The sequence below is a fragment of the Mesorhizobium sp. M0045 genome (assembly GCF_040323385.1).
Classification (GTDB): domain Bacteria; phylum Pseudomonadota; class Alphaproteobacteria; order Rhizobiales; family Rhizobiaceae; genus Mesorhizobium.
Genome location: NZ_JAMYUY010000006.1, coordinates 201,326 through 224,303, shown reverse-complemented (window position 1 = coordinate 224,303; position 22,978 = coordinate 201,326). Strand labels below are relative to the sequence as shown.

The window sequence follows — 22,978 nt, the reverse complement described above, 5'->3', positions numbered from 1 at the left end:
TCCATCGTTTCGAAAACCATGGATCAAACCAAATAAAATTCGGTTACTGGTAAGACAGCTGCATTTGCGCGCCTAGTCTTTGTCTTTCGCCCTCGCAGCGCGTGCCGCGGCCGCCGGGAGCCGCCTTGGATCGTCGCCGGGCGATCCGTCGCCGCGCGGCATGGCCGGCGAGAACCTGTCCAGCGATGATATTATTCCGCGCAGCACCTTGAGCTCCGGCTCGGCAAAGCCGGGGCGGGTCAGAACAGCGCGCAAATTGTCGACCATCTTCGGCTTCTTCGCTGCCGGGCGGAAATAGCCGCGCGCCTCCAGTGCACCTTCCAGATACGCAAACAGGCCGTGCAATTCTTCCTTGGCAGCCGGCGGCATTTCAGGGCCGGAAAAGTTGGTCATGGTCTCGTGTTCCAGGCCGGACTTCATCCATTCATAGGACATCAGCAGGGCGGCCTGGGCGATGTTGAGCGAGGAGAAGGCTGGATCCACGGGGAAGGTGACGATCTCGTCGGCAAGGCCGACCTCGTCATTATAGAGGCCGAAGCGCTCGCGGCCGAACAGGATGCCGGTGCGCTGGCCGGCCCGCTGCCGCGCCCGCAGCGCCCTGCCCGCCTCGACCGGACCGCGCACGGGCTTGAAATTGTCGCGCGCGCGCGCCGTGGTGGCGAAGACGAAGTTCAAATCGCCGACCGCCGAGGCCAGGTCGTCGAACACCGTGACGGCATCGATGACGTGGTCGGCGCGGCTTGCGGCGGCACGCGCCTTGTCGCTCGGCCAGCCGTCGCGCGGATTGACGAGCCGCAGCTCGGCAAGGCCGAAATTGGCCATGGCGCGCGCAACCATGCCGATATTCTCGCCGAGCTGCGGCTCGACCAGGATGATCGCCGGTCCGGACGCAGGCGTTCCGGAGGCAAGAGGGGTGTCGGGATCCTGGGTAGCGGCCATGGTTGTCAGTGAACTGCTGTTTGCGGCATTTCGCAGTCCCCTGCCACATTTGGCGGCGAAAATGAAGCTTTGGCAAAGAATGCCGGCACTACGGCGCGGTTCGCCGTTTGCGCGGCCAAAAAGCCTTTGATATACGGGCCGCATCCCAGGGCCGGCAGCCGTGCGGGCAAGGCCGTTCCGTTCCCCAAAAGCGAGGCATTCTTTCCATGGCGAAGATCAAGGTGGCGAACCCGGTCGTCGAACTCGACGGCGACGAGATGACCCGCATCATCTGGCAGTTCATCAAGGACAAGCTGATCCACCCTTATCTCGACCTCAAGCTCGAATATTACGACCTCGGCATAGAGCACCGCGACGCCACCAACGACCAGGTGACCATCGATTCGGCCAACGCCATCAAGAAATACGGCGTCGGCGTGAAATGCGCGACGATCACACCCGACGAGCAGCGCGTCGAGGAATTCAAGCTGAAGAAGATGTGGAAGTCGCCGAACGGCACCATCCGCAACATCCTCGGCGGCACCATCTTCCGCGAGCCGATCATCATGAAGAACGTGCCGCGGCTGGTGCCCGGCTGGACCAAGCCGATCATCGTCGGCCGCCACGCCTTCGGCGACCAGTACCGCGCCACCGACTTCCGCTTTCCCGGCAAGGGCAAGCTGACGATCAAATTCGTCGGCGAGGACGGCCAGGTGATCGAGCACGATGTGTTCGACGCACCCAGCGCCGGCGTCGCCATGGCCATGTACAATCTCGACGAATCTATCCGCGAATTCGCCCGCGCCTCGCTGAACTATGGCCTGCTGCGTAATTACCCCGTCTACCTCTCGACCAAGAACACAATCCTCAAGGCTTATGACGGCCGCTTCAAGGACATCTTCCAGGAGGTCTACGAGGCTGAGTTCGAAGCCGAATTCAAGGCGAAGAAGCTCTGGTACGAGCACCGGCTGATCGACGACATGGTGGCCTCCAGCCTGAAATGGTCGGGCGGCTATGTCTGGGCCTGCAAGAACTATGACGGCGACGTTCAGTCCGACACGGTGGCGCAAGGCTTCGGCTCGCTCGGCCTGATGACCTCGGTGCTGATGACGCCGGACGGCAAGACCGTCGAGGCGGAAGCCGCGCACGGCACCGTTACCCGCCACTATCGCCAGCACCAGAAGGGCGAGGAGACCTCGACCAATTCGATCGCCTCGATCTTCGCCTGGACGCGCGGCCTCGCGCATCGTGCCAAGCTCGACGACAATGCCGAACTGAAGCGCTTTGCCGAGACCCTGGAAAGGGTCTGCATCCAGACGGTCGAGTCCGGCTTCATGACAAAGGATCTGTCGCTGCTGATCGGTCCCGACCAGCCATGGCTTTCGACCACCGGCTTCCTCGACAAGATCGACGAGAATTTGCAGAAGGCGATGGCCTGAGCCCGCGACATGGGCAAGCCCGTCGTCTACGGCGCGGACTACAGCGTCTATGTGCGCATCGTGCGGCTGGTGCTCGAGGAAAAGGGCGTCGGCTACGAGCTGGTGCCCGTCGACGTCTTTGCCGCGGACGGCATTCCCGGCTGGTACTTCGAGCACCAGCCGTTCGGCCGCATCCCGGCCTTCGAACATGACGGCTTTCGCCTCTACGAGACCGGCGCGATTGCCCGTTATGTCGACGAAGCCTTTGACGGCCCGGCGCTGCAGCCGGTCGAAGCCCGGCCTCGATCACGCATGAACCAGATCACCGGCCTGCTCGACGCCTACGCTTACAGGGCCATGGTCTGGGATGTCGCGGTCGAGCGGCTGGAGAAAACGCCACCCGACGAAGCCGTGATCGCCAACGGGTTGCGGCAGGCGAGAACGGCATTGCAGGCGCTGTCGTCGCTGAAAGCCGAAGGGCCTTGGCTGTTGGGGACGGACCTGACGCTGGCCGATCTGCACGCTGCGCCAATCATCAGCTATTTCGTCAAGGCCGCCGAGGGGCATGCCCTGCTGGCGGAGTTTGCGCACATTCAAAATTGGTATGCGCGCATCGCCGGGCGCGAGAGTTTTGCGAAGACCGAAAAGGCAGAGTGAGGAGATAAGCATTCGGCAATAGGCCTTCTGGTGATTAGCGAAAGCCGAAGTGACATCCAATCTCCCCCCTTGCGGGGGAGATGTCCGGCAGGACAGAGGGGGGTGTGAAGGATCTCTAACCTTCGACTGATCCTTTCCAATTGGGAACGGCCTGAGAACGTGGCTCCGATTGGGCTGGCAGTCGGAGGGACAGCACCCCCCTCTGCCCTGCCGGGCATCTCCCCCGCAAGGGGGGAGATCGGCAGCTTCGCCGAAGGCGACCCACTGCGAAATACCGCTCAATCGGGAAGGTAAATCTCCGCCTTCATGTAGGTCTTCGCACGGCCTGTGATCAGCACGCGATCTCCGGCCAGCTCGCATAGCAAATGCCCGCCGCGCTGCGAGCATTGGAATGCCGACACATGCGTCTTGCCGAGCTTTTCAGCCCAGTACGGCACCAATGTCGCATGAATGGAGCCAGTCACCGGGTCCTCGGGAATGCCAGCTCCGGGTACGAAATAACGCGAGACGAAATCATGGGCTCGCCCAGGCGCGGTAATGACCAGGCCGAGAGGATGAAAACGTCCGATCCTAAGCAGATCGGGAACGAAAGATCGCACGGTTGTCTCGTCGGCAAGCTCGACAAACAGGTTCTCGAAATTGCGGAAGCTCGCAGCCGGCCGCTGAGGCAATATCGCTTGCAGCGCCGAGTTCAGCTCGTCCTCGACGGGCTGCGGCGGAAAACACGGCAGATCGAGCTGATAGGCGCCTTCCCGCCGGGAAACCCGCAGCGCGCCCACCCGGGTGGCGAAGGCCATTTCGCCCTGACCATTGTATTCCGTAGTCAGCACATGGGCGGCCGCAAGTGTAGCATGGCCACAGAAGTCGACTTCATGAACCGGTGTGAACCAGCGCAAATCCCAACCCTCGCCACTCGGCCGCGCAAACGCGGTTTCAGCAAGATTGTTCTCGTTTGCGATGGCCTGCATCACGTCGTCCGATAGCCAGTCCTCCAAAATGAGAACGGCAGCAGGGTTGCCCTGGAAAGCCCGTTCGGCAAAAGCGTCGACTTGATACATAGTCAACGTTGCCACATCATCCCCGCTGCCACTTCGGTCTGGCCTTACTGGTGCAGATTCACGCAGCTTCCAGCGCCGCCTTCACCGCAGCGATCGCGTCTTCGGCCTTCGACGCGTCCGGGCCGCCGGCCTGGGCCATATCGGGTCGCCCGCCGCCGCCCTGCCCGCCCAATGCCGCGGACGCGACACGCACCAGATCGATGGCGCTGAAGCGGCCGGTCAGATCATCGGTAACGGCGACGACGACGCTCGCCTTGTTGTCCTCGCCGGCGCCGACAAAGACGACAACGCCGGAGCCGAGGGACTTCTTGCCGGCATCGGCCAGCGGTTTCAGATCCTTTGGCGTGACGCCCGATACCGCCTTGCCGAGAAAACCGACACCGGCAATGGTTTCGTTTTCCGCAGGCACACCAGCTGGCGAGCGATCGCCCAGCGCCAGCTTCTTGCGCGCCTCGGTCAGCTCCTTTTCGAGCTTCTTGCGCTCGTCGAGCAGCGCCTCGACGCGGGCCGGCACATCGGCCGCCGAAATCCTCAGCGCGGCGGCGGCCGCCTTCAGCCGCTTGTCCTGTTCGTCGAGATGCTTTCTGGCGGCCTCGCCGGTCAACGCCTCGATGCGGCGCACGCCGGCAGCGACCGCGCTGTCGGACACAATGCGCACCAGGCCGATATCGCCGGTCGCCCTGACATGCGTGCCGCCGCATAGCTCGACCGAATAAGGCCGGTTGGCCTTGGCGCCATGCAAGCCCGTGCCCATCGAAACGACGCGCACTTCATCGCCATACTTCTCGCCAAACAGCGCCATGGCGCCCTCGGCGATGGCGTCATCGACAGACATCAGTCGCGTGATCACCGGGCCGTTCTGAACGACGATCTCGTTTGCCATGCGCTCGACCTCTTCGAGCTCGTCCGGCGAGATCGGCTTGTTGTGCGAAATGTCGAAGCGCAGACGCTCGGGCGCGACCAGCGAGCCCTTCTGCGCCACATGGGTACCCAGGACCTCGCGCAGCGCCTCATGGATCAGATGTGTGGCGGAATGGTTCGCGCGCAGCCTGGAGCGCCGCGCGTGGTCCACCTTCAGCTCGACGGTCGCGCCCGTCTTGACAGTGCCATTGGCCACCCTGCCGAGATGGACGAAAAGCCCATCGGCCTTCTTCTGGGTATCGGATATCTCGATCGAGAACCCGTCGCCCGAAATGACGCCGGTATCGCCCACCTGGCCACCGGACTCGCCATAGAACGGCGTCTGGTTGACAACCACGGCAACGGCGTCGCCTTTGCCGGCACTGTCGACGGTCTTGCCGTCCTTGACCAGCGCCTGGATAAGGCCTTCGGCCTGCTCGGTCTCATAACCCAGGAATTCGGTGGCGCCGGTCTCCTCACGCACCGCGAACCATACCGTCTCGGTTGCGGCCTCACCGGAACCAGCCCAGCTTTTGCGTGCCTCCGCCTTCTGCCGCTCCATTGCCTCGGTGAAGCCGGCAAGGTTGACCGAGATGTTGCGCCGGCGCAGCGCGTCCTGCGTCAGGTCGAGCGGAAAGCCATAGGTGTCGTAGAGCTTGAACGCTGTCTCGCCATCCAGCATGTCGCCGGAGGCCAGCTTTTCCGTCGCCTCCGAAAGCAAGCCCAAGCCGCGCACCAGCGTCTTGCGGAAACGAGTTTCCTCAAGCTTCAGCGTCTCGGTGATCATCTGTTCGCCGCGCACCAGTTCCGGGTAGGCTTGCCCCATCTCGCGGACCAGCGCCGGCACCAGGCGCCACATCAGCGGATCGCGGGCGCCGAGCAACTGCGCGTGGCGCATGGCGCGGCGCATGATGCGACGAAGCACGTAGCCGCGTCCTTCGTTGGACGGCAGCACGCCGTCGGCGACCAGGAAGCAGGACGAACGCAAATGGTCGGCGATGACCCGGAACGATGCGACGATGTCCGCATCCGGACCTTTGCCGAGCGCCGACGATGCAGCGTCGATCAGGTGGCGGAACAGGTCGGTTTCGAAGACGCTTTCAACCCCTTGCAGGATGGAGGCCATGCGCTCGAGGCCCATGCCCGTGTCGATCGACGGACGCGGCAGGTCGACGCGCTGTTCCTTCGTCACCTGTTCATACTGCATGAACACCAGGTTCCAGAATTCGAGGAAACGGTCGCCATCCTCCTCGGGGCTGCCGGGGGGGCCGCCCCAGATATGCTCGCCACGGTCGATGAATATCTCCGAACACGGCCCGCAAGGCCCGGTGTCACCCATTGCCCAGAAGTTGTCCGAAGTCGCGATGCGGATGATGCGATCGTCCGAAAGGCCGGCGATCTTCTTCCAGTACGAGGCCGCCTCGTCGTCGGTGTGGTAGACGGTGACCAGCAGCTTGTCCTTCTTCAGCCCGAACTCCCTGGTGATCAGGTTCCAGGCAAGCTCTATGGCGCGCTCCTTGAAATAGTCGCCGAAGGAGAAATTGCCGAGCATCTCGAAGAAAGTCAGGTGGCGCGCAGTGTAGCCGACATTGTCGAGGTCGTTGTGCTTGCCGCCGGCGCGAACACTCTTCTGGGCAGTCGTGGCGCGCGAATAGGGCCGCTTCTCCAGACCGGTGAAAACGTTCTTGAACTGCACCATGCCAGCATTGGTGAACATCAGCGTCGGGTCGTTGCGCGGCACCAGCGGGCTTGATGCGACGACCTCGTGACCTTCCTTGCGAAAATAGTCGAGAAATGCCGACCGGATCTCGTTGACGCCACTCATGAATACTGCCTTTTCGAGAGAACCGCCGGCTGCCGGCGGAAAATAGACATGGCCTTTTAGCGGTCGCACCGCAGCCTGTCCAGAAACACCAAATGGGCTCAAATCCCCGCTTTCACCAGCGCTTTGAAATGGCTTCTGCCCCGCCGTCAAACGCAAACCGCCGGCACGGGGCCGGCGGTTCGAAACGCATCGATTACGCAAACTCAAAATCAAAACATCAAATCGAAACCCGGCTGAGGCTCGGCGAGGCGTCGCCTGCCCTACATCACCCCGGCGTCGTCCTCGAAACCGTCGTCGCTGCTTTCGGAGCCGCCGTTTTCAAGGAATTTCTCGGCGATCAGCCCGGCATTCTGTCGCAGCGCCAGCTCGATCTCGCGCGCCGTGTCGGGATTATCGCGCAGGAACAGCTTTGCGTTTTCGCGGCCCTGGCCAAGACGCTGCGAATTGTAGGAGAACCAGGCGCCCGACTTTTCGACCACGCCGGCCTTGACGCCGAGATCGACCAGCTCGCCGGTCTTGGAGACGCCCTCACCATACATGATGTCGAACTCGACCACCTTGAAGGGCGGCGCCAGCTTGTTCTTGACCACCTTGACGCGGGTCTGGTTGCCGACGACCTCGTCGCGATCCTTGACCGAGCCGATGCGGCGGATGTCGAGGCGAACCGAAGCATAGAATTTCAGCGCATTGCCGCCGGTCGTCGTCTCGGGCGACCCGAACATGACGCCGATCTTCATGCGGATCTGGTTGATGAAGATGACCATGGTGTTGGAGCGCGAGATCGAGGCGGTGAGCTTGCGCAGTGCCTGGCTCATCAGGCGCGCCTGCAGGCCGGGCAGCGAATCGCCCATCTCGCCTTCGATTTCCGCCCGCGGCGTCAGCGCCGCCACCGAATCGACCACCAGCACGTCGATGGCGCCGGAGCGCACCAGCGTGTCGCAGATCTCCAGCGCCTGCTCGCCGGTATCGGGCTGCGAGATCAACAGGTTTTCGAGATCGACGCCGAGCTTGCGGGCATAGACCGGGTCGAGCGCGTGCTCGGCATCGACGAAGGCGCAGATGCCGCCCTTCTTCTGGGCTTCGGCCACCGTGTGCAGCGCCAGCGTCGTCTTGCCCGAGCTTTCCGGCCCGTAGATCTCGACGATGCGGCCGCGCGGCAGGCCACCGACGCCAAGCGCGATGTCCAGCCCAAGCGAGCCGGTCGGCACTGTTTCGATCTCGACGACCTGCTCGTTTGCGCCGAGCCGCATGATCGAGCCTTTGCCGAAGGCACGCTCGATTTGCGACAGCGCCGCATCCAGAGCCTTTGATTTGTCCACCGCTTTGTCCTCTACAAGCCGCAAAGAATTCTGAGCCATGATACATCACCCCGTGGTCGTCAATGGAGGCCGGACAATCCCGCAATCCTTAAAAGAATGTACCTCGTTTGTTCTCATTTGTCAATGAGCGGCAAGGATTTGAAAAATAACGGATATCCATATTTGTTCTATTTTTGTTTCGTAAATTTGCTTCCCAATGCCTCCCGCCTCGCATGCGGCGCCGCTGCCGTCACCAACCGAATCGCACCCGCGATTGCAGGGTTCCGCCCAGCGACCTAGTCTCCTCCCGGGCAACAGCAAAGGGCATTTTGCCGGCATGATGAACTCCCCGACGATCCTGGCCGTGGGCGGCGCCTATATCGAGCGGCGCGGCCGGGTTGCCGGCGCCTTCGTGCCAGCCGCCTTGAACCCCGGCACGATGCGCGAGCATGTTGGCGGCGCCGTCTTCAACGCCTTGCGCTTTGCGGTGCGACGCGGCGCCTCGGCCTCGCTGCTTTCGGTGCGCGGCGGCGATGCCCTTGCCGACACGGTTTTACACGCCGTCACCGAGGCCGGCATTGCCGACCTGTCGGCGGTGTTCCTCGACCGGGCAACGCCAAGCCATACGATGCTGATCGATAGCGATGGCGGGCTGATCGCCGGCCTTGCCGACATGGTGCTCTACGAGCTGGCGCTTCCCAAGCAAATCCGCCGCGCCAAGGTGCGCGAAGCGATCGGTTCGGCCAACGCGGTGCTGTGCGACGCCAACCTGCCGTCTTCCGCGTTGGAGCGGCTGGCGGCACTCGCCGCCGGCAAGCCGGTGTTTGCGCTTGCCGTCTCGCCCAGCAGAGCGGCGCGGCTGACGCCGGTGCTCGGACTTCTAGCGTTGGCCTTCATGAACCGGCACGAGGCCGGCGTGATCGCCGGCGTTGACATCGATGCTGACGATCAAGGCGTCGTCGACGGGCTGAGACGCGCCGGCCTGAAGAGCGGCGTGGTGACCGCCGGCGACGGACCGGTGCTCGGTTTCGACCAAACCGGCGCCTTTTCGGTCCTGCCTCCGCCACTGCAAAAGCGGACCGATGCCACCGGCGCCGGCGACGCTCTGGCCGGCGCCACGGTCGCCACCCTGCTGCGCGGCCTGACGCTGCGCGAAGCGTTGCGTGAAGGCGTCGCCGCCGCGGCGCTCGCCATCGAGAGCGCCGCCTTCACCAGTGCCAGCTTTGTCGAGGCGCTGGCGCTCGTGCCCGAGGCGCGGGACCTGGCATGAAGTGCGGCGCGGAATTGCCGAAGCATAACGCAGCCTATTTTCCGGCGCGCCGTCCTGCCTCGTAGGCGCGGCGTGCCCAGATCGCCATCTCATCCGGATCATCGAAGGCACTGTCGGGAACGCTCCAATACGGCATAGACACCAGCTTGCCGTGCCGTGAGCCGGTATAGGTCCATTGCCGGCAGCCGGCCGCTTCGAATTCAGGCGCGCTTTCCGCGTCGGCCTTCAGCATCAATTCGTCACGGATGACGACGGCGACGATCACGCCGTCGAAATAGATGCCCTTGCCGCCGAACATCTTGCGGATGCTAACCGGGCCAAGGCCTTCGAAAAGCTCTTCGATGCGCTCATTGTCCATGCGGCGATCATGTCATCCGGATTTCCCCTTGTCATCGCCGCAACCGGCACCATCCTGACAAGTTCGGAACCAGTTTCGTCGGAGTTTCTCATGCCGCTTCTGCTCAAAGGGTCCTGCCGGTGCAATGCCGTGCGTTTCGAGGTGGAAAGCCACACGCCGGTGCCGTTCATGCTGTGCTACTGCTCGATCTGCCGCAAGCAGCAGGGCGGTGGCGGTTTCGCCATCAATCTCGGCGCCGATTACAAGACGTTGAAAATCCGGGGCAAGCGCCATCTCGGCGTCTACCGCGCCGAGATCGAGGACGACGAGCACCCGCACCGCGAAACCTCGACGGGCGAGCGGAACTTCTGCACGAAATGCGGGACGGCGCTCTGGCTCTACGACCCGACCTGGCCGGAGCTGGTGCACCCCTTCGCCTCGGCGATCGACACAGACCTGCCAAAGCCGCCGGAGAAGGTGCATCTCATGCTGAAATACAAGGCGAACTGGGTCGAGCCGGAGATCGGCAAAGGGGACAAGGTCTTCGACGTCTACCCGGAAGAATCGATTGCCGACTGGCACAAACGAACAGGAATGTGGGTGGATTAGGTCCTTTCTCCCCGTGAACGGGGGAGAAGGAAAAATCAGGCCGAAGCGCGCGCTTCAGCCAAGGCCTTCAAATCGGCCGGCTTCAGTTCGACCGATTCGCCGCAGCCACAGGCCGAACTCTGGTTTGGGTTGCGGAAGGTGAAGCCGGTGCGCAGCGTCGTCTGCTCGAAATCCATCTCGGTGCCGAAAAGGAAAAGTGCTGCTTCGGGCGCGACATAGACATGGGCGCCGTCGCGCTCGATGTGATCGTCCTTGGTGTTGGGTTCGGTCACCAGGTCGACCGTATATTCCATGCCGGCACAGCCGCCCTTCTTGATGCCAAGGCGAATGCCATGCGCGTTTTCACGCGTGGCGACGATCTCGCGCACCCGGTCGGCGGCCTTTTCGGTCATCGTGATGACGGCAAAGCGTCCCATGTTTTCCTTCTCCATTCTTGCAGGTTCAAGGCCTGCCGAATGATTCCTCACCTAAAATGGTGAAGTTTTGTACCCGGCGCAAGTGCGCCAGTCTCTGTCTGGTCGGATGCTAGTACCAGCCAACCGCCACCTGTGCCTCTTCCGACATGCGGTCAGGCGACCAGGGCGGGTCGAAGGTCATGTTGACCTCGACACCGGAAACGCCTTCGACGGCGCCGACGGCATTTTCCACCCAACCCGGCATTTCGCCGGCCACCGGGCAGCCGGGTGCAGTCAACGTCATGTCGATCTTGACCGAGCGGTCGTCCTCGATGTCGATCTTGTAGACGAGGCCGAGCTCATAGATGTCGGCCGGGATTTCCGGGTCGTAGACCGTCTTCAGCGCCGAGACGATATCGTCGGTCAGCCGCGCCAGTTCGTCGGCAGGAATAGTTGACCCGGAAACCGCCGCGTTGGTGGTGGAATCCGGAACTGTGCTCTCGGCGGTGTGGCTGGCATCATCCATAATCGTCACCCGAAGAACTTTCGCGCCTTCTCCAGCGCATCGGCCAAAGCGTCGACTTCGGCCCTGGTATTATACATGCCGAACGATGCCCTGCATGTGGATGTTACGCCGAAGCGTTTCAACAGCGGCTGGGCGCAATGCGTGCCGGCGCGGACCGCCACGCCCTGCCGATCGATAACCATCGACACGTCATGAGCGTGGATGCCCTGCAGCTCGAACGAGATGATGGCGCCCTTGCCAGGCGCATCGCCGAAGATGCGCAGCGAGTTGATGGCGCGCAGTCGCTGATGCGCATAGTCCTTCAAATCGGCCTCGTGCGCTGCGATGCGCTCACGGCCGATCTTTTCCATGTACTCCAGCGCAGCACCAAGCCCGATCGCCTGCACGATCGGCGGCGTACCGGCCTCGAAACGGTGCGGCGGGTCGTTGTAGGTGACGATGTCTTGCGTCACCTCCTCGATCATCTCGCCGCCGCCCATGAACGGGCGCATGCGCTCCAGAATATCCTTCTTGCCGTAGAGCACGCCGATGCCCGACGGGCCATAAAGCTTGTGGCCGGTGAGGACGAAGAAATCACAGTCGAGGTCCTGCACGTCGATCGGCATGTGCACGGCGCTCTGGCTGCCGTCGACCAGCACCGGAATGCCGCGGGCATGGGCAATGCGCACGATCTCCTTGATCGGCGTCACCGTGCCCAGCGCGTTCGACATATGGGTGATGGCAACCAGTTTTGTGCGGTCGGTCAGCCGCTTCTCGAATTCCTCGATGTGGAAGACACCGAGATCGTCGACCGGCACCCAGACCAGTTTCGCGCCCTGCCGTTCGCGGATGAAATGCCACGGCACGATGTTGGAATGGTGCTCCATGATCGAGAGCACGATCTCGTCGCCTTCGCCGATATTGGGCATGCCGAAACCGTAGGCGACCGTGTTGATCGCCGCCGTGGTGTTCGAGGTGAAGACGATGTTGTCGGTGCTCGGTGCGTTGAGGAAACGGCGCACCGTCTCGCGCGCCTTCTCATAGGCGTCGGTCGCGGCATTGGACAGGAAATGCAGGCCGCGGTGGACGTTGGCATATTCCTGGGAATAGGCGTGCTGGATAGCGTCGAGCACGGCCTGCGGCTTCTGCGCCGAGGCGCCATTGTCGAGATAGACCAGCGGTTTGCCGTAGACTTGCCGCGACAGGATCGGGAAGTCGCGGCGGATCGCCTCGACGTCGTAAGGAATGTTTTCGACTTTCTGGTCCATCGTCTCGACCGTCATCCTTGGGCTTGTTCCGAGGATCTACTAGCCCTCGGATTTTGCCAGTTCCTGGTCCCACGCGGCAGATCCTCGGGACAAGCCCGAGGATGACGCCGGAATCTTAAGCCACTCACCCGTGCGCCACGAACCAGTTGTCGAGCCGTGCTTCCAGCGCCTCGACGATGGCCTCGTCGTCCAGTTCCTCGATCACTTCGGCGACGAAGGCTTTGACCAGCAGGCCGCGCGCGGTCTTCTCGTCTATGCCGCGCGCCATCAGATAGAACAGATGGCCGTGGTCGATCTCGGTGACGGTCGCGCCATGGCCGCAGACGACGTCGTCGGCGAAGATTTCAAGCTCCGGTTTGGTCGAGAACTCGCCGTCATCCGACAGAAGCAGCGTGTTGCAGGCCATCTTGGCGTTGGTCTTCTGCGCATATTGGTGGACATTGATGCGGCCTTGGAAGACGCCGCGCGCTCTGCCGGTTACCACGTTGCGGATGACTTCGGTCGAGGCGGTGTGCGGCACGGCATGGTCGAGCACCATGGTGACGTCGGTATGGGTGTCGCCGGCGAGCAGATTGATGCCGCGCAGCGTGAAGTCGGCGCCCTCGCCGGTCGTCTTCACAACGACCTCCTGGCGGACCAGCTTGCCGCCGGCATTCATCACAAACAGCGTCAGTTTCGAATTCTTGCCGAGATGCGCCTTGAACTGGGCGAGATGCGTCGCCGTATCCGGCTGCTCCTGCACGACCAGCCATGTCACTTCGGCTCTCTCGCCAAGCACAAGCTGGCTGACCGAGCTGACCAGTGCTGCCCCCTCGCCCGTCTGGCGCTCGACGACGATAGCCTTGGCGCCGGCGCCGACGCGGACGGTCAGCCGCACATGCGACTGTCCGCCGGCCTGCAAATTCTGCAATTCGACCGGCTTATCCAGTTGAGCATCTTCGGCGATGTCGACGAAATAGCCGTCGGCGACAAAGGCGGTATTGAGCGCGCCGATGGCGTCGTCGCTGCCATAAGAATCAAGCCCAGATGCTGCGCTGCCGTCGGTCAGCTTGTCCGACAGGCGCTGCACGGCAACGCCTTCGATATCGGGCAGTTTCATACTCGAAACGCCGTTCAGCACCGGCAAAACGCTGGAGCCCTCGACGATCGGCGCAATGGCTTTCGCAACCGCTGCCGGATCGAAGTCCGGCACCGAAATCAGCAGCCGGCGCAGGTCCGTATAGTGCCAGGATTCGACGCGCCGCGTCGGCAGGCCGCTCTTGATCGCTTCGATGGCGTCGTCGCGCTTCAGCATCACCGCGCCGTCGCCGGGCAGCAGCGACAGCCGCTCGCCAAAGGCGTCGATCAGCGCCGTTTCGGCCGGTGTCCGCTGGGGTGTCGTGTGCATATTCATCAGTATCGCCTTGTTTGGCTTGCCTTCCGGGCCTGCTGGCATCTCACGCGGCTTGCCCGATCACGCCGGCATAACCATTGGCCTCGAGATCGAGCGCAAGCGACTTGTCGCCCGACTTGATCACCTGGCCCCTGTAGAGCACATGCACCGTATCCGGCACGATGTATTGGAGCAGGCGCTGGTAGTGGGTGATGACGACGATGGCGCGGTCCGGCGAGCGCAGCGTGTTGACGCCGTCCGCGACGATCTTCAGCGCGTCGATATCGAGGCCGGAATCGGTCTCGTCGAGGACGCAAAGCTTCGGCTCGAGAAGCTTCATCTGCAAGATCTCGGCGCGCTTCTTCTCGCCGCCGGAAAAGCCGACATTGAGCGGCCGCTTCAGCATCGCCATGTCCATGTTGAGCGAGGCGGCAGCTTCCTTCACGCGCTTCAGAAATTCCGGGATCTTCAGCGGTTCCTCGCCGCGCGCCTTGCGCTGCTCGTTCATCGCCACTTTCAGGAATTCCATCGTCGCCACGCCCGGTATCTCCATCGGGTACTGGAAGGCGAGAAAGATGCCGGCGGTAGCGCGCTCGGCCGGATCCATGTCGAGGATCGACTGGCCGTTGTAGAGGATGTCGCCCTCGGTGACCTCATAATCCTCGCGCCCGGCAAGGATATAGGACAGCGTCGATTTTCCCGAGCCGTTCGGCCCCATGATGGCGGCGACCTCACCGGCCTTCACCGAAAGATTCAGGCCGCGGATGATCTCGGTGCCGTCATCGACGATACGGGCATGGAGGTTTCTGATTTCAAGCATTCCATTCGTCCTATCCGTAGCCGTCTGCCCGGCTAAACTCGATTTAACAACTGCTCCAAGGCTTCGGCGCCCGGCCGCAGTACTCAAACATCCACCGGTCTTTTAATTGTAGTTACTCCACATCATCGTGCTCGGATGAGGCTGATAGACATTCTCAATCTCATCAATGCTCTCATACAAATCCAGCCAAGTCGGGTTTAGACCTTCAATCAGATTCGTCTTCCATTCGCGGAGATAGCGCTTCAAAGACTTTTCGCGCTGAATCGCGAGAACGATGTTCGGGTGCCGCTCAAACCAAACCAGATTCTTTGCCTTGTATTTCGAGGTAAAACCCCGGTGCACAGCATTACGGTGTTCCCACACTCGCGCATGCAAATCACTGGTTACGCCAGTGTAGATAACTCCACGCGGCTTATCGGACATCATGTAAACAAAGCCGGTCATTTTCCTGCTGACGACCTACGCAAGGCACCGCCATCCTTAAAATTTGTGCGGTCATCTTTGAACTTCGCGCCGACGTTACTGAGTTTCGCTCCGTCATCCTCGGGCTTGTCCCGAGGATCTACCGGCCTCTCAATACGGATCGCGCCACACCTCTGTTGGACAGCGGATCCTCGGGACAAGCCCGAGGATGACGGCGCAAAACTCAGTGACGACGGCGCCAAATCCGAGGGTGACGGCGCAAGGCCCGAGGATGACAGTGCCAAGCTCAGAGATGACAACGCAAAGCCAGAGCTCATCACCCCACGCTCCCCTCGAGGCTGATGCCGATCAGTTTCTGCGCCTCGACGGCGAATTCCATCGGCAGCTGCTGGATGACGTCCTTGACGAAACCGTTGACGATCAGCGCGATCGCCTCTTCTTCCGGAATGCCACGCTGCATGACGTAGAATTTCTGATCCTCGGAAATCTTCGACGTCGTCGCCTCATGCTCGAACTGTGCGGTCGAATTCTTGGCTTCCATGTAGGGCACGGTGTGCGCGCCGCACTGGTCGCCGATCAAGAGCGAGTCACAGTTGGTGAAGTTGCGGGCGTTGGTCGCCTTGCGGTGCGCCGAGACCTGGCCGCGATAGGTATTCTGCGAGAAGCCGGCGGCAATGCCCTTGGAGATGATGCGGCTCGACGTGTTCTTGCCGAGATGGATCATCTTGGTGCCGCTGTCGACCTGCTGGTAGCCGTTCGACACCGCGATCGAATAGAACTCGCCGCTGGAATCGTCGCCGCGCAGGATGCAGCTCGGATATTTCCAGGTGATGGCCGAACCGGTCTCGACCTGCGTCCACGAAATCTTCGACCGATGGCCGCGGCAGTCGCCGCGCTTGGTGACGAAATTATAGATGCCGCCCTTGCCTTCGGCGTCGCCGGGATACCAGTTCTGCACCGTCGAATATTTGATCTCGGCATCGTCGAGCGCGATCAGTTCGACCACCGCGGCGTGAAGCTGGTTCTCGTCACGCTGCGGCGCCGTGCAGCCTTCGAGATAGGAGACGTAAGCCCCCTCCTCGGCGATGATCAGCGTGCGCTCGAACTGACCGGTGTTCTTCTCGTTCATGCGGAAATAGGTCGACAATTCCATCGGGCAGCGCACGCCCTTGGGCACGAAGACGAACGAACCGTCGGTGAACACGGCTGAATTCAGCGTGGCGTAAAAATTGTCGGTGGTCGGCACCACCGAGCCGAGATATTTCTTCACCAGCTCCGGATGCTCGCGGATCGCTTCCGAGATCGAGCAGAAGATGACGCCGGCCTGCGCCAGTTCCTTCTTGAAAGTGGTCACGACCGAGACGGAATCGAACACCGCATCGACGGCGACGCGGCCGGACTTGTAAACGTTGTCGCTGCCTTCCTCGAGCTCCGACGCATCGGTCTTCTGCACGCCGGCGAGGATTTCCTGTTCCCTGAGCGGAATGCCGAGCTTCTCGTAGACCTTCAGCAGTTCGGGATCAACCTCGCTGAGCGAAGTCGGGCCGGGCGTGCTCTTGGGCGCCGCGTAATAATAGATGTCCTGGAAATCGATTTTGGGATAGTGGACGCGCGCCCATTTCGGCTCGTCCAGCGTCAGCCAGCGGCGATAGGCTTCCAGGCGCCATTCCAGCATCCAGGACGGCTCGCCCTTCTTCGCCGAAATGAAGCGGATAATGTCTTCACTCAGGCCCTTGGGGGCCTTGTCCATCGCGATTTCGGTCTGGAATCCATATTTATACTGGTCGACATCGATCTTTCGAACTCGATCGATCGTCTCCTGCACAGCAGGCATCAGCGTTCTCCATCCACGCCGGGGTCAAGGCCCGACAGTTTTCAAACTATGGCACCGCGAACGAGCACCCTTGGGCACCCGCGGCGGCGTAAGTTTCATATAGTGCGTTCATGCCGGAAATTCACCCGGCCAAATTCGAACGCACGGCTCTACCAGGCCACAAGGCCCAAATATTCCTTCGCCGCGCTCAGGCGGCCTTTTCCCTGTTCGCCTTTTCCCTACCGCCTTGCCGTGCAACGATCGTCGCCAGCGCCGCGCGAAACAGCTCGATATCCTCGGTGCTGGTCGCGTGGCCGATGGACACGCGCAACGCGCCAACGCCATCGCCGTAATCCATGGCTTTCAGCACGTGACTCGGCCCGACTTTGCCCGACGAACAGGCCGATCCGGCCGACAGCGCCACACCGGCGAGGTCGAAGGCGATCTGCGCCGTCTCGGCCTTGATGCCGGGAATAGCGAAGAATGTGGTATTGGCAAGCCTTGCAGCGCCGGTCCCGAAGATTTCGGCGTCCGGAACAAGCGTTTTAACGATCGCCTCGATTTCGTCGCGACGCTGCCGCACCGCTTCGATCGTTTGCAAGCCGGCAGACGCCTCGCTAGCGGCCGCGCCAAACCCGGCAATCGCCGCAAGGTTTTCGGTGCCGCCGCGATGGCCTTTTTCCTGGCCACCGCCGCTGACCAGCGGTTTTGGCATCATCAGATCCGACGCCGCGACCATGGCGCCGACGCCCTTGGGGCCGCCGATCTTGTGCGAGGAAAGAATCAGATAATCACCGTAACCCGCCGAGATATCGAGCGGAATGCGGCCGGCTGCCTGCACGGCATCGACGACCAGGATGCCACCCGCCGCCTTGACGATTTCGGCAATGCGGCCGACCGGCTGGATCACGCCGGTTTCATTGTTGGCAGCGTGGATGGCCACCAGCGGCAAGCCTTCGGCCTTGTCATGCTGGGCGAGAGCCTCGGCCAAAACGTCGAGCCTGACGACGCCGTCGGCGTCGACGCCGATCCGTGTCACCTGCGCCGCTGGGAAATGCCCACCGTTCAGCAAGCAAGGATGATCGGCCTCGGACACATAGAGCCGGCTCATACGGACAGCACCGCGCCCCATCTGCCAGTCCGGCGTCAGCAGCGTCGAGGCCGCTTCCGTCGCGCCGGAGGTGAATACGACATGCTCGGCCCTGGCGTTGACCAGTCGCGCCACATTGCGCCTGGCATCCTCGATCAGCCGCCGCGCAGCGCGGCCCTCGGCATGGACGGAGGACGGGTTGGCGGCGACGTCGAGCGCGGCGACCACCGCCGCGCGCGCGGCGGCAAGCAGCGGCGCGCTGGCATTGTAGTCGAGATAGGCGCGTGCTCCGGCCATTTCCGTCCAACTGGTCCCTTCAAAAGCCGTTCCGCGAAGATAGCGCGTTATTTCCTTGAAATTGCAAGGCAAGACGTCCTATTTACGCGGCTTGCGGCGCGGGTGGCCGAGCCACAGTTTTGGCCGCCCAGTTTTGAACAATTCTAAACTAGCTTCTAGAAAGACGCTCGCCCTGCGTCAAGGCCTAGGGAAAACTGGGGCCAGAGGAAAAGTTGTTCCGGGCGCCGCGCAATTTATGCCAAGTGGAGTATTTCATGCCTGAGGTCATTTTCACCGGTCCGGCCGGCCGTCTGGAGGGTCGCTATCAGCCCTCGAAGGAAAAGAGCGCGCCGATTGCCATCGTCCTGCACCCGCACCCCCAGTTCGGCGGCACGATGAACAACAAGATCGTCTACGACCTCTTCTACATGTTCCAGAAGCGCAATTTCACCACGCTGCGCTTCAATTTCCGCGGCATCGGCCGCAGCCAGGGAGAGTTCGACCACGGCACCGGCGAGTTGTCCGACGCCGCGGCGGCGCTCGACTGGGTGCAGTCGCTGCATCCCGATTCGAAGAGTTGCTGGGTTGCCGGCTATTCGTTCGGCTCGTGGATCGGCATGCAACTTCTCATGCGCCGGCCGGAGATCGAGGGCTTTATCTCGGTCGCGCCCCAGCCCAATACCTATGATTTCTCGTTCCTGGCGCCATGCCCGTCGTCCGGCCTGATCATCCACGGCGACGCCGACAAGGTCGCGCCGCCCAAGGACGTGCAGGGCCTGGTCGACAAGCTGCACACGCAAAAAGGCATTACCATCACCCAGAAGACCTTGCCCGGCGCCAACCATTTCTTTGCCAACCATGCGGAGCTTCTGATCGAGGAATGCGCGGACTACCTCGACCGCCGGCTGGCGGGGGAACTGTCCGACCCACGGCCGAAGCGGCTGAGATAGTCGGCGATGTACCAACCGCCCCACTTCCAGGAAACCCGGCAGGACGTCCTGCACGGGCTGATCCGGTCGCATCCGCTTGGCCTGCTGGTCTCGAACGGCGCCGAGGGGCCAATCGCCAACGCAATTCCCTTTCTTCTAGATGCGCCCTCCCTGCTCAACGCGGATGTGCCGCCGAACGGCAGGCTGCGCGCCCATCTGGCCAAGGCCAATCCGCAATGGCGGCTTTTGGCCGACAATCCCCTGGCGCCGGTGCTGGTCGTCTTCCAGGGCGCCGATGCCTATGTGACGCCGTCCTGGTATGAGACCAAGCGTGAAACCGGCAAGGTGGTACCGACCTGGAACTACGCCATCGTCCAGGTGCGCGGCATCGTCACGGTGATCGAAGACCAGGATTGGCTGGCCGGGCAGATTTCCGATCTGACGATGTCGCAGGAGGGCAGCCGCTCGGCGCCATGGGCGGTGACCGACGCGCCGGCACCCTTCATCCAGTCACAGATCAAGGGCATCGTCGGCCTGGAAATCGAAATCACCGAAATCAGCGGCAAGTGGAAAGTCAGCCAGAACCGCCCGGCCGCCGACCGCATCGGTGTCGCCGAGGGGCTCGAGAGCGAGACCGCCAACTCGGCCGACATGGTCCAGCTGGTAAGGTCCTACGGCGGGCTGGACGGCAAGTAGTCTTGCTTGCTCGACCGGGTGCAGGCCGGTGGCGGGCTCAATCGACCTTGGTCATCGCCGCCTTGCGCTCGTTGGCGATCAGCCAGAGATTGCGGATATAGATCAACAGGCCCATGGCCTGGCCGGCGATGAACACCGGATCCTGACGCTGGATGGCGTAGATCAGCAGCAGGCCGCCGCCGAACAGCGAAAAGAACCAGAAGGCAATCGGCACGACGCTGCGCTTGGCTTTTTCCGACGCCACCCACTGCACCAGAAAGCGCATGGTGAAGAAGAACTGGGCGACGAAGCCGAGCAGCACCCAGGCATCGAATTGCTTGACGAAAACATCGTGAAGCCAGGTCGCCAATTCCTGAAGCACGTTACCCATGCCTGATTTCCTCTACTTTGGGCATTCTGCGGCGCCTGCGGCGCAGCCACCAGACGCCGGCAAGATCGAGCACGCCCTGAAGGCCGCGATCGAAGATGCCGTAATTCGATTTGCCGTGACGGCGGGAGCGGTCGACGACATCGCAATGGACGACGCGGTAGCCCTCCTGGATGACCAGCGCTGGAACAAAGCGATGGGTGCCGTCGAAGAAGGGCAATTTCCGCAAAATGTCGGTGTGAATCGCCTTAAGGCCGCAGCCGGTATCCCGCGTCTCGTCGTGCAGGATGGCTTTTCTCAGCCCGTTGGCAAAACGCGACGCCAGTTGCTTGATCTTGCTGTCGCGGCGCTTCAGACGCTGTCCCTGCGCGGCCCCGACTTCGGGACCAGCCTGCCGCAGCGCGTCGATCAACACCGGAATGTAACCGGGGTCGTTCTGACCGTCGCCGTCAATGGTGGCGACGATATCGCCACGCGCCGCCCAGGCGCCTGAGCGCACCGAGAGCGACTGTCCGGCGGATTTTTCATGCCTGAGATGGCGCAGCGGAAACCGGCGAAGCGCTGCCTCTGCGGCAAGCACCGAAGGCGTGTCGTCTGTCGAGCCATCGTCGACGACGATGACCTCGAAGTCCCGCCCGGCCATGGCAGTGCCGATCTCGTCGAGCAGAAGCGGCAGGTTCGCCGCCTCGTTCCGGCAAGGAATGACGATGGATATCTCCGGCATCTCGACTCTGTCACAGGATATGGCATTCGATCGATGCCGCGCGGTCCAGAGGAAAAGCCCTGCTGGCGCGGCGCCTCATTACGCCAGCCGAAACAACGACGCAAGCAGGCCCCACGCTATCCGCGCGGACGCAAATCCTGATTCCACTTTTGCTGATCGCGCAAAGCCATCCAAAGCGCGATCGGACGCAAAACCGGATTCCACTTTTGCTGATTGCGCTTGAGTGCTAAACGCCGGCCTTCACGCATACCGTGCCGCGTTCGGCCGGAAGCTTTTCGGGAAAGAAAATGTCCGCCTTCAAATCCGATTTCCTGCGCACCATGAGCGAGCGTGGTTTCATCCACCAGACCTCGGACGATGCCGGCCTCGACCAGCTTTTCGCCACGGAAACGGTGAGCGCCTATATCGGCTTCGACGCCACCGCGAGGAGCCTGCATGCCGGGTCGCTGATCCAGATCATGATGCTTTACTGGCTGCAGCAGACCGGCCACCGGCCGATCGCGCTGATGGGCGGCGGCACCTCGATGATTGGCGATCCGTCGTTCAAGGACGAGGCGCGCAAGCTTTTGACGCCGCAGGATATCGAGAACAATCTCGCCGGCATCCGCCGCAACTTCACGCCCTATCTCAAATTCGGCAGCGGCCCGAACGACGCCGTCATGATCAACAATGCCGACTGGCTGATGGATATCAACTACGTCAATTTCCTGCGCGATGTCGGCCGGCATTTTTCGGTCAACCGCATGCTGGCCTTCGATTCGGTCAAGCTCCGGCTGGATCGCGAGCAGTCGCTGTCGTTCCTCGAATTCAACTACATGATCCTGCAGGCCTACGACTTCGTCGAGCTCTACAAGCGCCTCGGTTGCCGGCTGCAGATGGGCGGCTCCGACCAGTGGGGCAACATCGTCAACGGTATCGATCTCGGCCATCGCATGGAAGGCGCGCAGCTCTATGCGCTGACGACGCCGCTGCTCACCACCTCCTCTGGCGCCAAGATGGGCAAGTCCGCCTCGGGCGCGGTCTGGCTCGATGCGGAGATGTTGAGCCCGTACGCGTTCTGGCAATATTGGCGCAACACCGAGGATGCCGATGTCGGCCGTTTCCTCAAGCTCTACACGACCTTACCGCTCGCCGAGGTCGCGCGCCTCGAACGGCTCGGCGGCTCGGAGATCAACGAAGCCAAGAAGATCCTCGCCACCGAAATCACCGCCATGCGACATGGCCGCGAGGCGGCAGAGGAGGCCAGCGAAACGGCGCGCAAGACGTTCGAAGAAGGGGCGCTCGCCGAAACACTGCCAACAGTCGAGGTGGGCAGGGCCGATCTTGAAGCCGGCGTCGGCATATTGTCGCTGTTCGTCACCGCCGGGCTGGCTGCGTCCAACGGCGAGGCACGGCGGCATATCCAGGGCGGCGCCATGCGCCTTAACGATCAGCCCGTGTCAGACGATCGCAGGATGGTGACGCTGCAGGATCTGGGGCCGGAAAACGTCGCAAAGCTGTCCCTCGGCAAGAAGAAGCACGTTCTGGTGCGGCCGGTCTGACCAGGGCCCGCCCTTCCTGTTAGATCTTTTCCGAAACCGGTTTCATCTTGCGGCGCTGGACCTTAGGTTCGGAATCACGGCCGAGGTTAATCAGCTAGCTCCCGAGAATGGCCGAGATGCCATTCGTCTCATCGATCGGAAGGAGCAGGTAGCGCAAATTGCGGACGTTCTGCGGCGCTTCGATGAACGTCTTGTTCGGGGCCGGAAGCGGACCGCCTGCTCGTAGAAGCGAGATTTATACAAGCTGACATTAAGTTCCGCGCGAGCAGCCTCCTGATCTGATCCAAAACGGTCCTTGCCGGGACTGATCCATTGCCTGAAAGCGGACGTAGGTAGAATCGGTGCGCCTGCCCCGGCTTAGGCGACGTTGCGGACGTCCGTTCTCCAAAGTTGTTATGCCGGGTGGACGGGGATGCACGTGCAAGCTGGGGTCAGAACGGGTTATCAACGCGCTTGTCCGCAGCAAGCG

General features: G+C 62.1%; 22 protein-coding genes. 7 read left to right on the top strand and 15 right to left on the bottom strand.

The genetic code is table 11. The annotated features are described in order from the left end of the window. Positions 1–72: 72 nt before the first annotated feature. Positions 73–939, bottom strand: a complete 867-nt coding sequence (locus NKJ72_RS12615) for an RNA methyltransferase (protein ID WP_352477353.1) — start codon at positions 937–939, stop codon at positions 73–75. A gap of 206 nt (positions 940–1,145) precedes the next feature. On the opposite strand from NKJ72_RS12615, the gene NKJ72_RS12610 reads away from it, so the two are divergent. Both NKJ72_RS12610 and NKJ72_RS12605 read left to right on the top strand, forming a co-directional pair. Beyond that, entirely contained in the window at positions 1,146–2,357 is a 1,212-nt protein-coding gene (locus NKJ72_RS12610; protein WP_352477351.1) for an NADP-dependent isocitrate dehydrogenase, read from the top strand. A 9-nt stretch (positions 2,358–2,366) separates the two neighbouring features. Then, a complete protein-coding gene (locus NKJ72_RS12605; RefSeq protein WP_352477350.1) occupies positions 2,367–2,993 on the top strand; it encodes a glutathione S-transferase family protein in 627 nt (208 codons plus the stop codon). Between the two features lie 278 nt (positions 2,994–3,271). On the opposite strand, the gene NKJ72_RS12600 is transcribed toward NKJ72_RS12605, so the two are convergent. From NKJ72_RS12600 to recA, 3 genes are all read right to left on the bottom strand, one after another. Continuing rightward, positions 3,272–4,051: a PhzF family phenazine biosynthesis protein gene (locus NKJ72_RS12600; RefSeq protein WP_352477349.1), complete on the bottom strand. Its 780-nt coding sequence runs from the start codon at positions 4,049–4,051 to the stop codon at positions 3,272–3,274. Positions 4,052–4,109: 58 nt separating this feature from the next. After that, complete coding sequence (gene alaS, locus NKJ72_RS12595) at positions 4,110–6,776, bottom strand: alanine--tRNA ligase (protein WP_352477348.1); 2,667 nt, start codon at positions 6,774–6,776, stop codon at positions 4,110–4,112. Positions 6,777–7,036: 260 nt separating this feature from the next. Then, the gene (recA, locus tag NKJ72_RS12590; protein WP_023674696.1) at positions 7,037–8,134 is read right to left on the bottom strand and encodes a recombinase RecA; all 1,098 of its coding nucleotides are present in this window, start codon (positions 8,132–8,134) and stop codon (positions 7,037–7,039) included. Positions 8,135–8,411: 277 nt separating this feature from the next. Here recA and NKJ72_RS12585 point away from each other — a divergent pair, with 277 nt between their 5' ends. Continuing rightward, positions 8,412–9,344 carry a PfkB family carbohydrate kinase gene (locus tag NKJ72_RS12585; RefSeq protein ID WP_352477347.1) on the top strand — a complete coding sequence of 311 codons (933 nt, stop codon included), beginning with the start codon at positions 8,412–8,414 and terminating at the stop codon, positions 9,342–9,344. 34 nt (positions 9,345–9,378) lie between these two features. Here NKJ72_RS12585 and NKJ72_RS12580 read toward each other — a convergent pair whose 3' ends face one another. Then, entirely contained in the window at positions 9,379–9,702 is a 324-nt protein-coding gene (locus NKJ72_RS12580; protein WP_254817632.1) for a TfoX/Sxy family protein, read from the bottom strand. A gap of 90 nt (positions 9,703–9,792) precedes the next feature. Between NKJ72_RS12580 and NKJ72_RS12575 the strand changes: the two genes are divergently transcribed. Further along, positions 9,793–10,290: a GFA family protein gene (locus NKJ72_RS12575; protein ID WP_352477346.1), complete on the top strand. Its 498-nt coding sequence runs from the start codon at positions 9,793–9,795 to the stop codon at positions 10,288–10,290. 35 nt (positions 10,291–10,325) lie between these two features. Here NKJ72_RS12575 and sufA read toward each other — a convergent pair whose 3' ends face one another. The 8 genes from sufA to NKJ72_RS12535 all read right to left on the bottom strand — a co-directional run bounded on the left by sufA (position 10,326) and on the right by NKJ72_RS12535 (position 18,273). Further along, a complete protein-coding gene (sufA, locus tag NKJ72_RS12570) occupies positions 10,326–10,706 on the bottom strand; it encodes a Fe-S cluster assembly scaffold SufA (protein WP_006206001.1) in 381 nt (126 codons plus the stop codon). A gap of 109 nt (positions 10,707–10,815) precedes the next feature. After that, the gene (locus NKJ72_RS12565) at positions 10,816–11,211 is read right to left on the bottom strand and encodes an SUF system Fe-S cluster assembly protein (protein WP_352477345.1); all 396 of its coding nucleotides are present in this window, start codon (positions 11,209–11,211) and stop codon (positions 10,816–10,818) included. A 5-nt stretch (positions 11,212–11,216) separates the two neighbouring features. After that, positions 11,217–12,458: a cysteine desulfurase gene (locus NKJ72_RS12560; protein WP_352477506.1), complete on the bottom strand. Its 1,242-nt coding sequence runs from the start codon at positions 12,456–12,458 to the stop codon at positions 11,217–11,219. A 124-nt stretch (positions 12,459–12,582) separates the two neighbouring features. Next, positions 12,583–13,851, bottom strand: coding sequence for a Fe-S cluster assembly protein SufD (gene sufD, locus NKJ72_RS12555; RefSeq protein ID WP_352477344.1), 1,269 nt, complete (start codon positions 13,849–13,851; stop codon positions 12,583–12,585). Between the two features lie 43 nt (positions 13,852–13,894). After that, positions 13,895–14,650 carry a Fe-S cluster assembly ATPase SufC gene (gene sufC / locus NKJ72_RS12550; protein WP_254817628.1) on the bottom strand — a complete coding sequence of 252 codons (756 nt, stop codon included), beginning with the start codon at positions 14,648–14,650 and terminating at the stop codon, positions 13,895–13,897. A gap of 102 nt (positions 14,651–14,752) precedes the next feature. Further along, positions 14,753–15,094 (bottom strand): GIY-YIG nuclease family protein, encoded by a 342-nt coding sequence (locus tag NKJ72_RS12545; RefSeq protein ID WP_352477343.1) that lies wholly within the window; start codon positions 15,092–15,094, stop codon positions 14,753–14,755. Positions 15,095–15,389: 295 nt separating this feature from the next. After that, a complete protein-coding gene (gene sufB / locus NKJ72_RS12540; RefSeq protein ID WP_352477341.1) occupies positions 15,390–16,907 on the bottom strand; it encodes a Fe-S cluster assembly protein SufB in 1,518 nt (505 codons plus the stop codon). A 187-nt stretch (positions 16,908–17,094) separates the two neighbouring features. Next, positions 17,095–18,273, bottom strand: a complete 1,179-nt coding sequence (locus NKJ72_RS12535; RefSeq protein ID WP_352477340.1) for a cysteine desulfurase family protein — start codon at positions 18,271–18,273, stop codon at positions 17,095–17,097. 254 nt (positions 18,274–18,527) lie between these two features. Here NKJ72_RS12535 and NKJ72_RS12530 point away from each other — a divergent pair, with 254 nt between their 5' ends. Together NKJ72_RS12530 and NKJ72_RS12525 are read left to right on the top strand one after the other, a co-directional pair. After that, positions 18,528–19,202, top strand: coding sequence for an alpha/beta hydrolase (locus NKJ72_RS12530; protein ID WP_023674683.1), 675 nt, complete (start codon positions 18,528–18,530; stop codon positions 19,200–19,202). A gap of 6 nt (positions 19,203–19,208) precedes the next feature. Further along, the gene (locus NKJ72_RS12525; RefSeq protein ID WP_352477339.1) at positions 19,209–19,877 is read left to right on the top strand and encodes an FMN-binding negative transcriptional regulator; all 669 of its coding nucleotides are present in this window, start codon (positions 19,209–19,211) and stop codon (positions 19,875–19,877) included. Between the two features lie 37 nt (positions 19,878–19,914). Here NKJ72_RS12525 and NKJ72_RS12520 read toward each other — a convergent pair whose 3' ends face one another. Both NKJ72_RS12520 and NKJ72_RS12515 read right to left on the bottom strand, forming a co-directional pair. Then, positions 19,915–20,247, bottom strand: coding sequence for a lipid-A-disaccharide synthase N-terminal domain-containing protein (locus tag NKJ72_RS12520; RefSeq protein WP_023674681.1), 333 nt, complete (start codon positions 20,245–20,247; stop codon positions 19,915–19,917). Then, positions 20,240–20,968, bottom strand: a complete 729-nt coding sequence (locus tag NKJ72_RS12515; RefSeq protein WP_352477338.1) for a glycosyltransferase family 2 protein — start codon at positions 20,966–20,968, stop codon at positions 20,240–20,242. The genes NKJ72_RS12520 and NKJ72_RS12515 overlap by 8 nt, the downstream gene beginning before the upstream one ends. A gap of 287 nt (positions 20,969–21,255) precedes the next feature. Between NKJ72_RS12515 and tyrS the strand changes: the two genes are divergently transcribed. Then, positions 21,256–22,509 (top strand): tyrosine--tRNA ligase, encoded by a 1,254-nt coding sequence (gene tyrS, locus NKJ72_RS12510; RefSeq protein WP_352477337.1) that lies wholly within the window; start codon positions 21,256–21,258, stop codon positions 22,507–22,509. Positions 22,510–22,978: the final 469 nt, after the last annotated feature.

What these genes read in the sequence shown, in the direction of transcription:
- NKJ72_RS12530 (WP_023674683.1), top strand. Translation starts at nt 18,528, where the DNA reads ATGCCTGAGGTCATTTTCACCGGTCCGGCCGGCCGTCTGGAGGGTCGC.
- recA (WP_023674696.1), bottom strand. Translation starts at nt 8,134, where the DNA reads ATGGCTCAGAATTCTTTGCGGCTTGTAGAGGACAAAGCGGTGGACAAA.
- NKJ72_RS12525 (WP_352477339.1), top strand. Translation starts at nt 19,209, where the DNA reads ATGTACCAACCGCCCCACTTCCAGGAAACCCGGCAGGACGTCCTGCAC.
- sufD (WP_352477344.1), bottom strand. Translation starts at nt 13,851, where the DNA reads ATGAATATGCACACGACACCCCAGCGGACACCGGCCGAAACGGCGCTG.
- NKJ72_RS12520 (WP_023674681.1), bottom strand. Translation starts at nt 20,247, where the DNA reads ATGGGTAACGTGCTTCAGGAATTGGCGACCTGGCTTCACGATGTTTTC.
- alaS (WP_352477348.1), bottom strand. Translation starts at nt 6,776, where the DNA reads ATGAGTGGCGTCAACGAGATCCGGTCGGCATTTCTCGACTATTTTCGC.
- sufC (WP_254817628.1), bottom strand. Translation starts at nt 14,650, where the DNA reads ATGCTTGAAATCAGAAACCTCCATGCCCGTATCGTCGATGACGGCACC.
- sufA (WP_006206001.1), bottom strand. Translation starts at nt 10,706, where the DNA reads ATGGGACGCTTTGCCGTCATCACGATGACCGAAAAGGCCGCCGACCGG.
- NKJ72_RS12580 (WP_254817632.1), bottom strand. Translation starts at nt 9,702, where the DNA reads ATGGACAATGAGCGCATCGAAGAGCTTTTCGAAGGCCTTGGCCCGGTT.
- NKJ72_RS12615 (WP_352477353.1), bottom strand. Translation starts at nt 939, where the DNA reads ATGGCCGCTACCCAGGATCCCGACACCCCTCTTGCCTCCGGAACGCCT.
- NKJ72_RS12535 (WP_352477340.1), bottom strand. Translation starts at nt 18,273, where the DNA reads ATGGCCGGAGCACGCGCCTATCTCGACTACAATGCCAGCGCGCCGCTG.
- NKJ72_RS12605 (WP_352477350.1), top strand. Translation starts at nt 2,367, where the DNA reads ATGGGCAAGCCCGTCGTCTACGGCGCGGACTACAGCGTCTATGTGCGC.
- NKJ72_RS12585 (WP_352477347.1), top strand. Translation starts at nt 8,412, where the DNA reads ATGATGAACTCCCCGACGATCCTGGCCGTGGGCGGCGCCTATATCGAG.
- NKJ72_RS12545 (WP_352477343.1), bottom strand. Translation starts at nt 15,094, where the DNA reads ATGACCGGCTTTGTTTACATGATGTCCGATAAGCCGCGTGGAGTTATC.
- NKJ72_RS12560 (WP_352477506.1), bottom strand. Translation starts at nt 12,458, where the DNA reads ATGGACCAGAAAGTCGAAAACATTCCTTACGACGTCGAGGCGATCCGC.
- sufB (WP_352477341.1), bottom strand. Translation starts at nt 16,907, where the DNA reads ATGCCTGCTGTGCAGGAGACGATCGATCGAGTTCGAAAGATCGATGTC.
- tyrS (WP_352477337.1), top strand. Translation starts at nt 21,256, where the DNA reads ATGTCCGCCTTCAAATCCGATTTCCTGCGCACCATGAGCGAGCGTGGT.
- NKJ72_RS12600 (WP_352477349.1), bottom strand. Translation starts at nt 4,051, where the DNA reads ATGTATCAAGTCGACGCTTTTGCCGAACGGGCTTTCCAGGGCAACCCT.
- NKJ72_RS12565 (WP_352477345.1), bottom strand. Translation starts at nt 11,211, where the DNA reads ATGGATGATGCCAGCCACACCGCCGAGAGCACAGTTCCGGATTCCACC.
- NKJ72_RS12515 (WP_352477338.1), bottom strand. Translation starts at nt 20,968, where the DNA reads ATGCCGGAGATATCCATCGTCATTCCTTGCCGGAACGAGGCGGCGAAC.
- NKJ72_RS12575 (WP_352477346.1), top strand. Translation starts at nt 9,793, where the DNA reads ATGCCGCTTCTGCTCAAAGGGTCCTGCCGGTGCAATGCCGTGCGTTTC.
- NKJ72_RS12610 (WP_352477351.1), top strand. Translation starts at nt 1,146, where the DNA reads ATGGCGAAGATCAAGGTGGCGAACCCGGTCGTCGAACTCGACGGCGAC.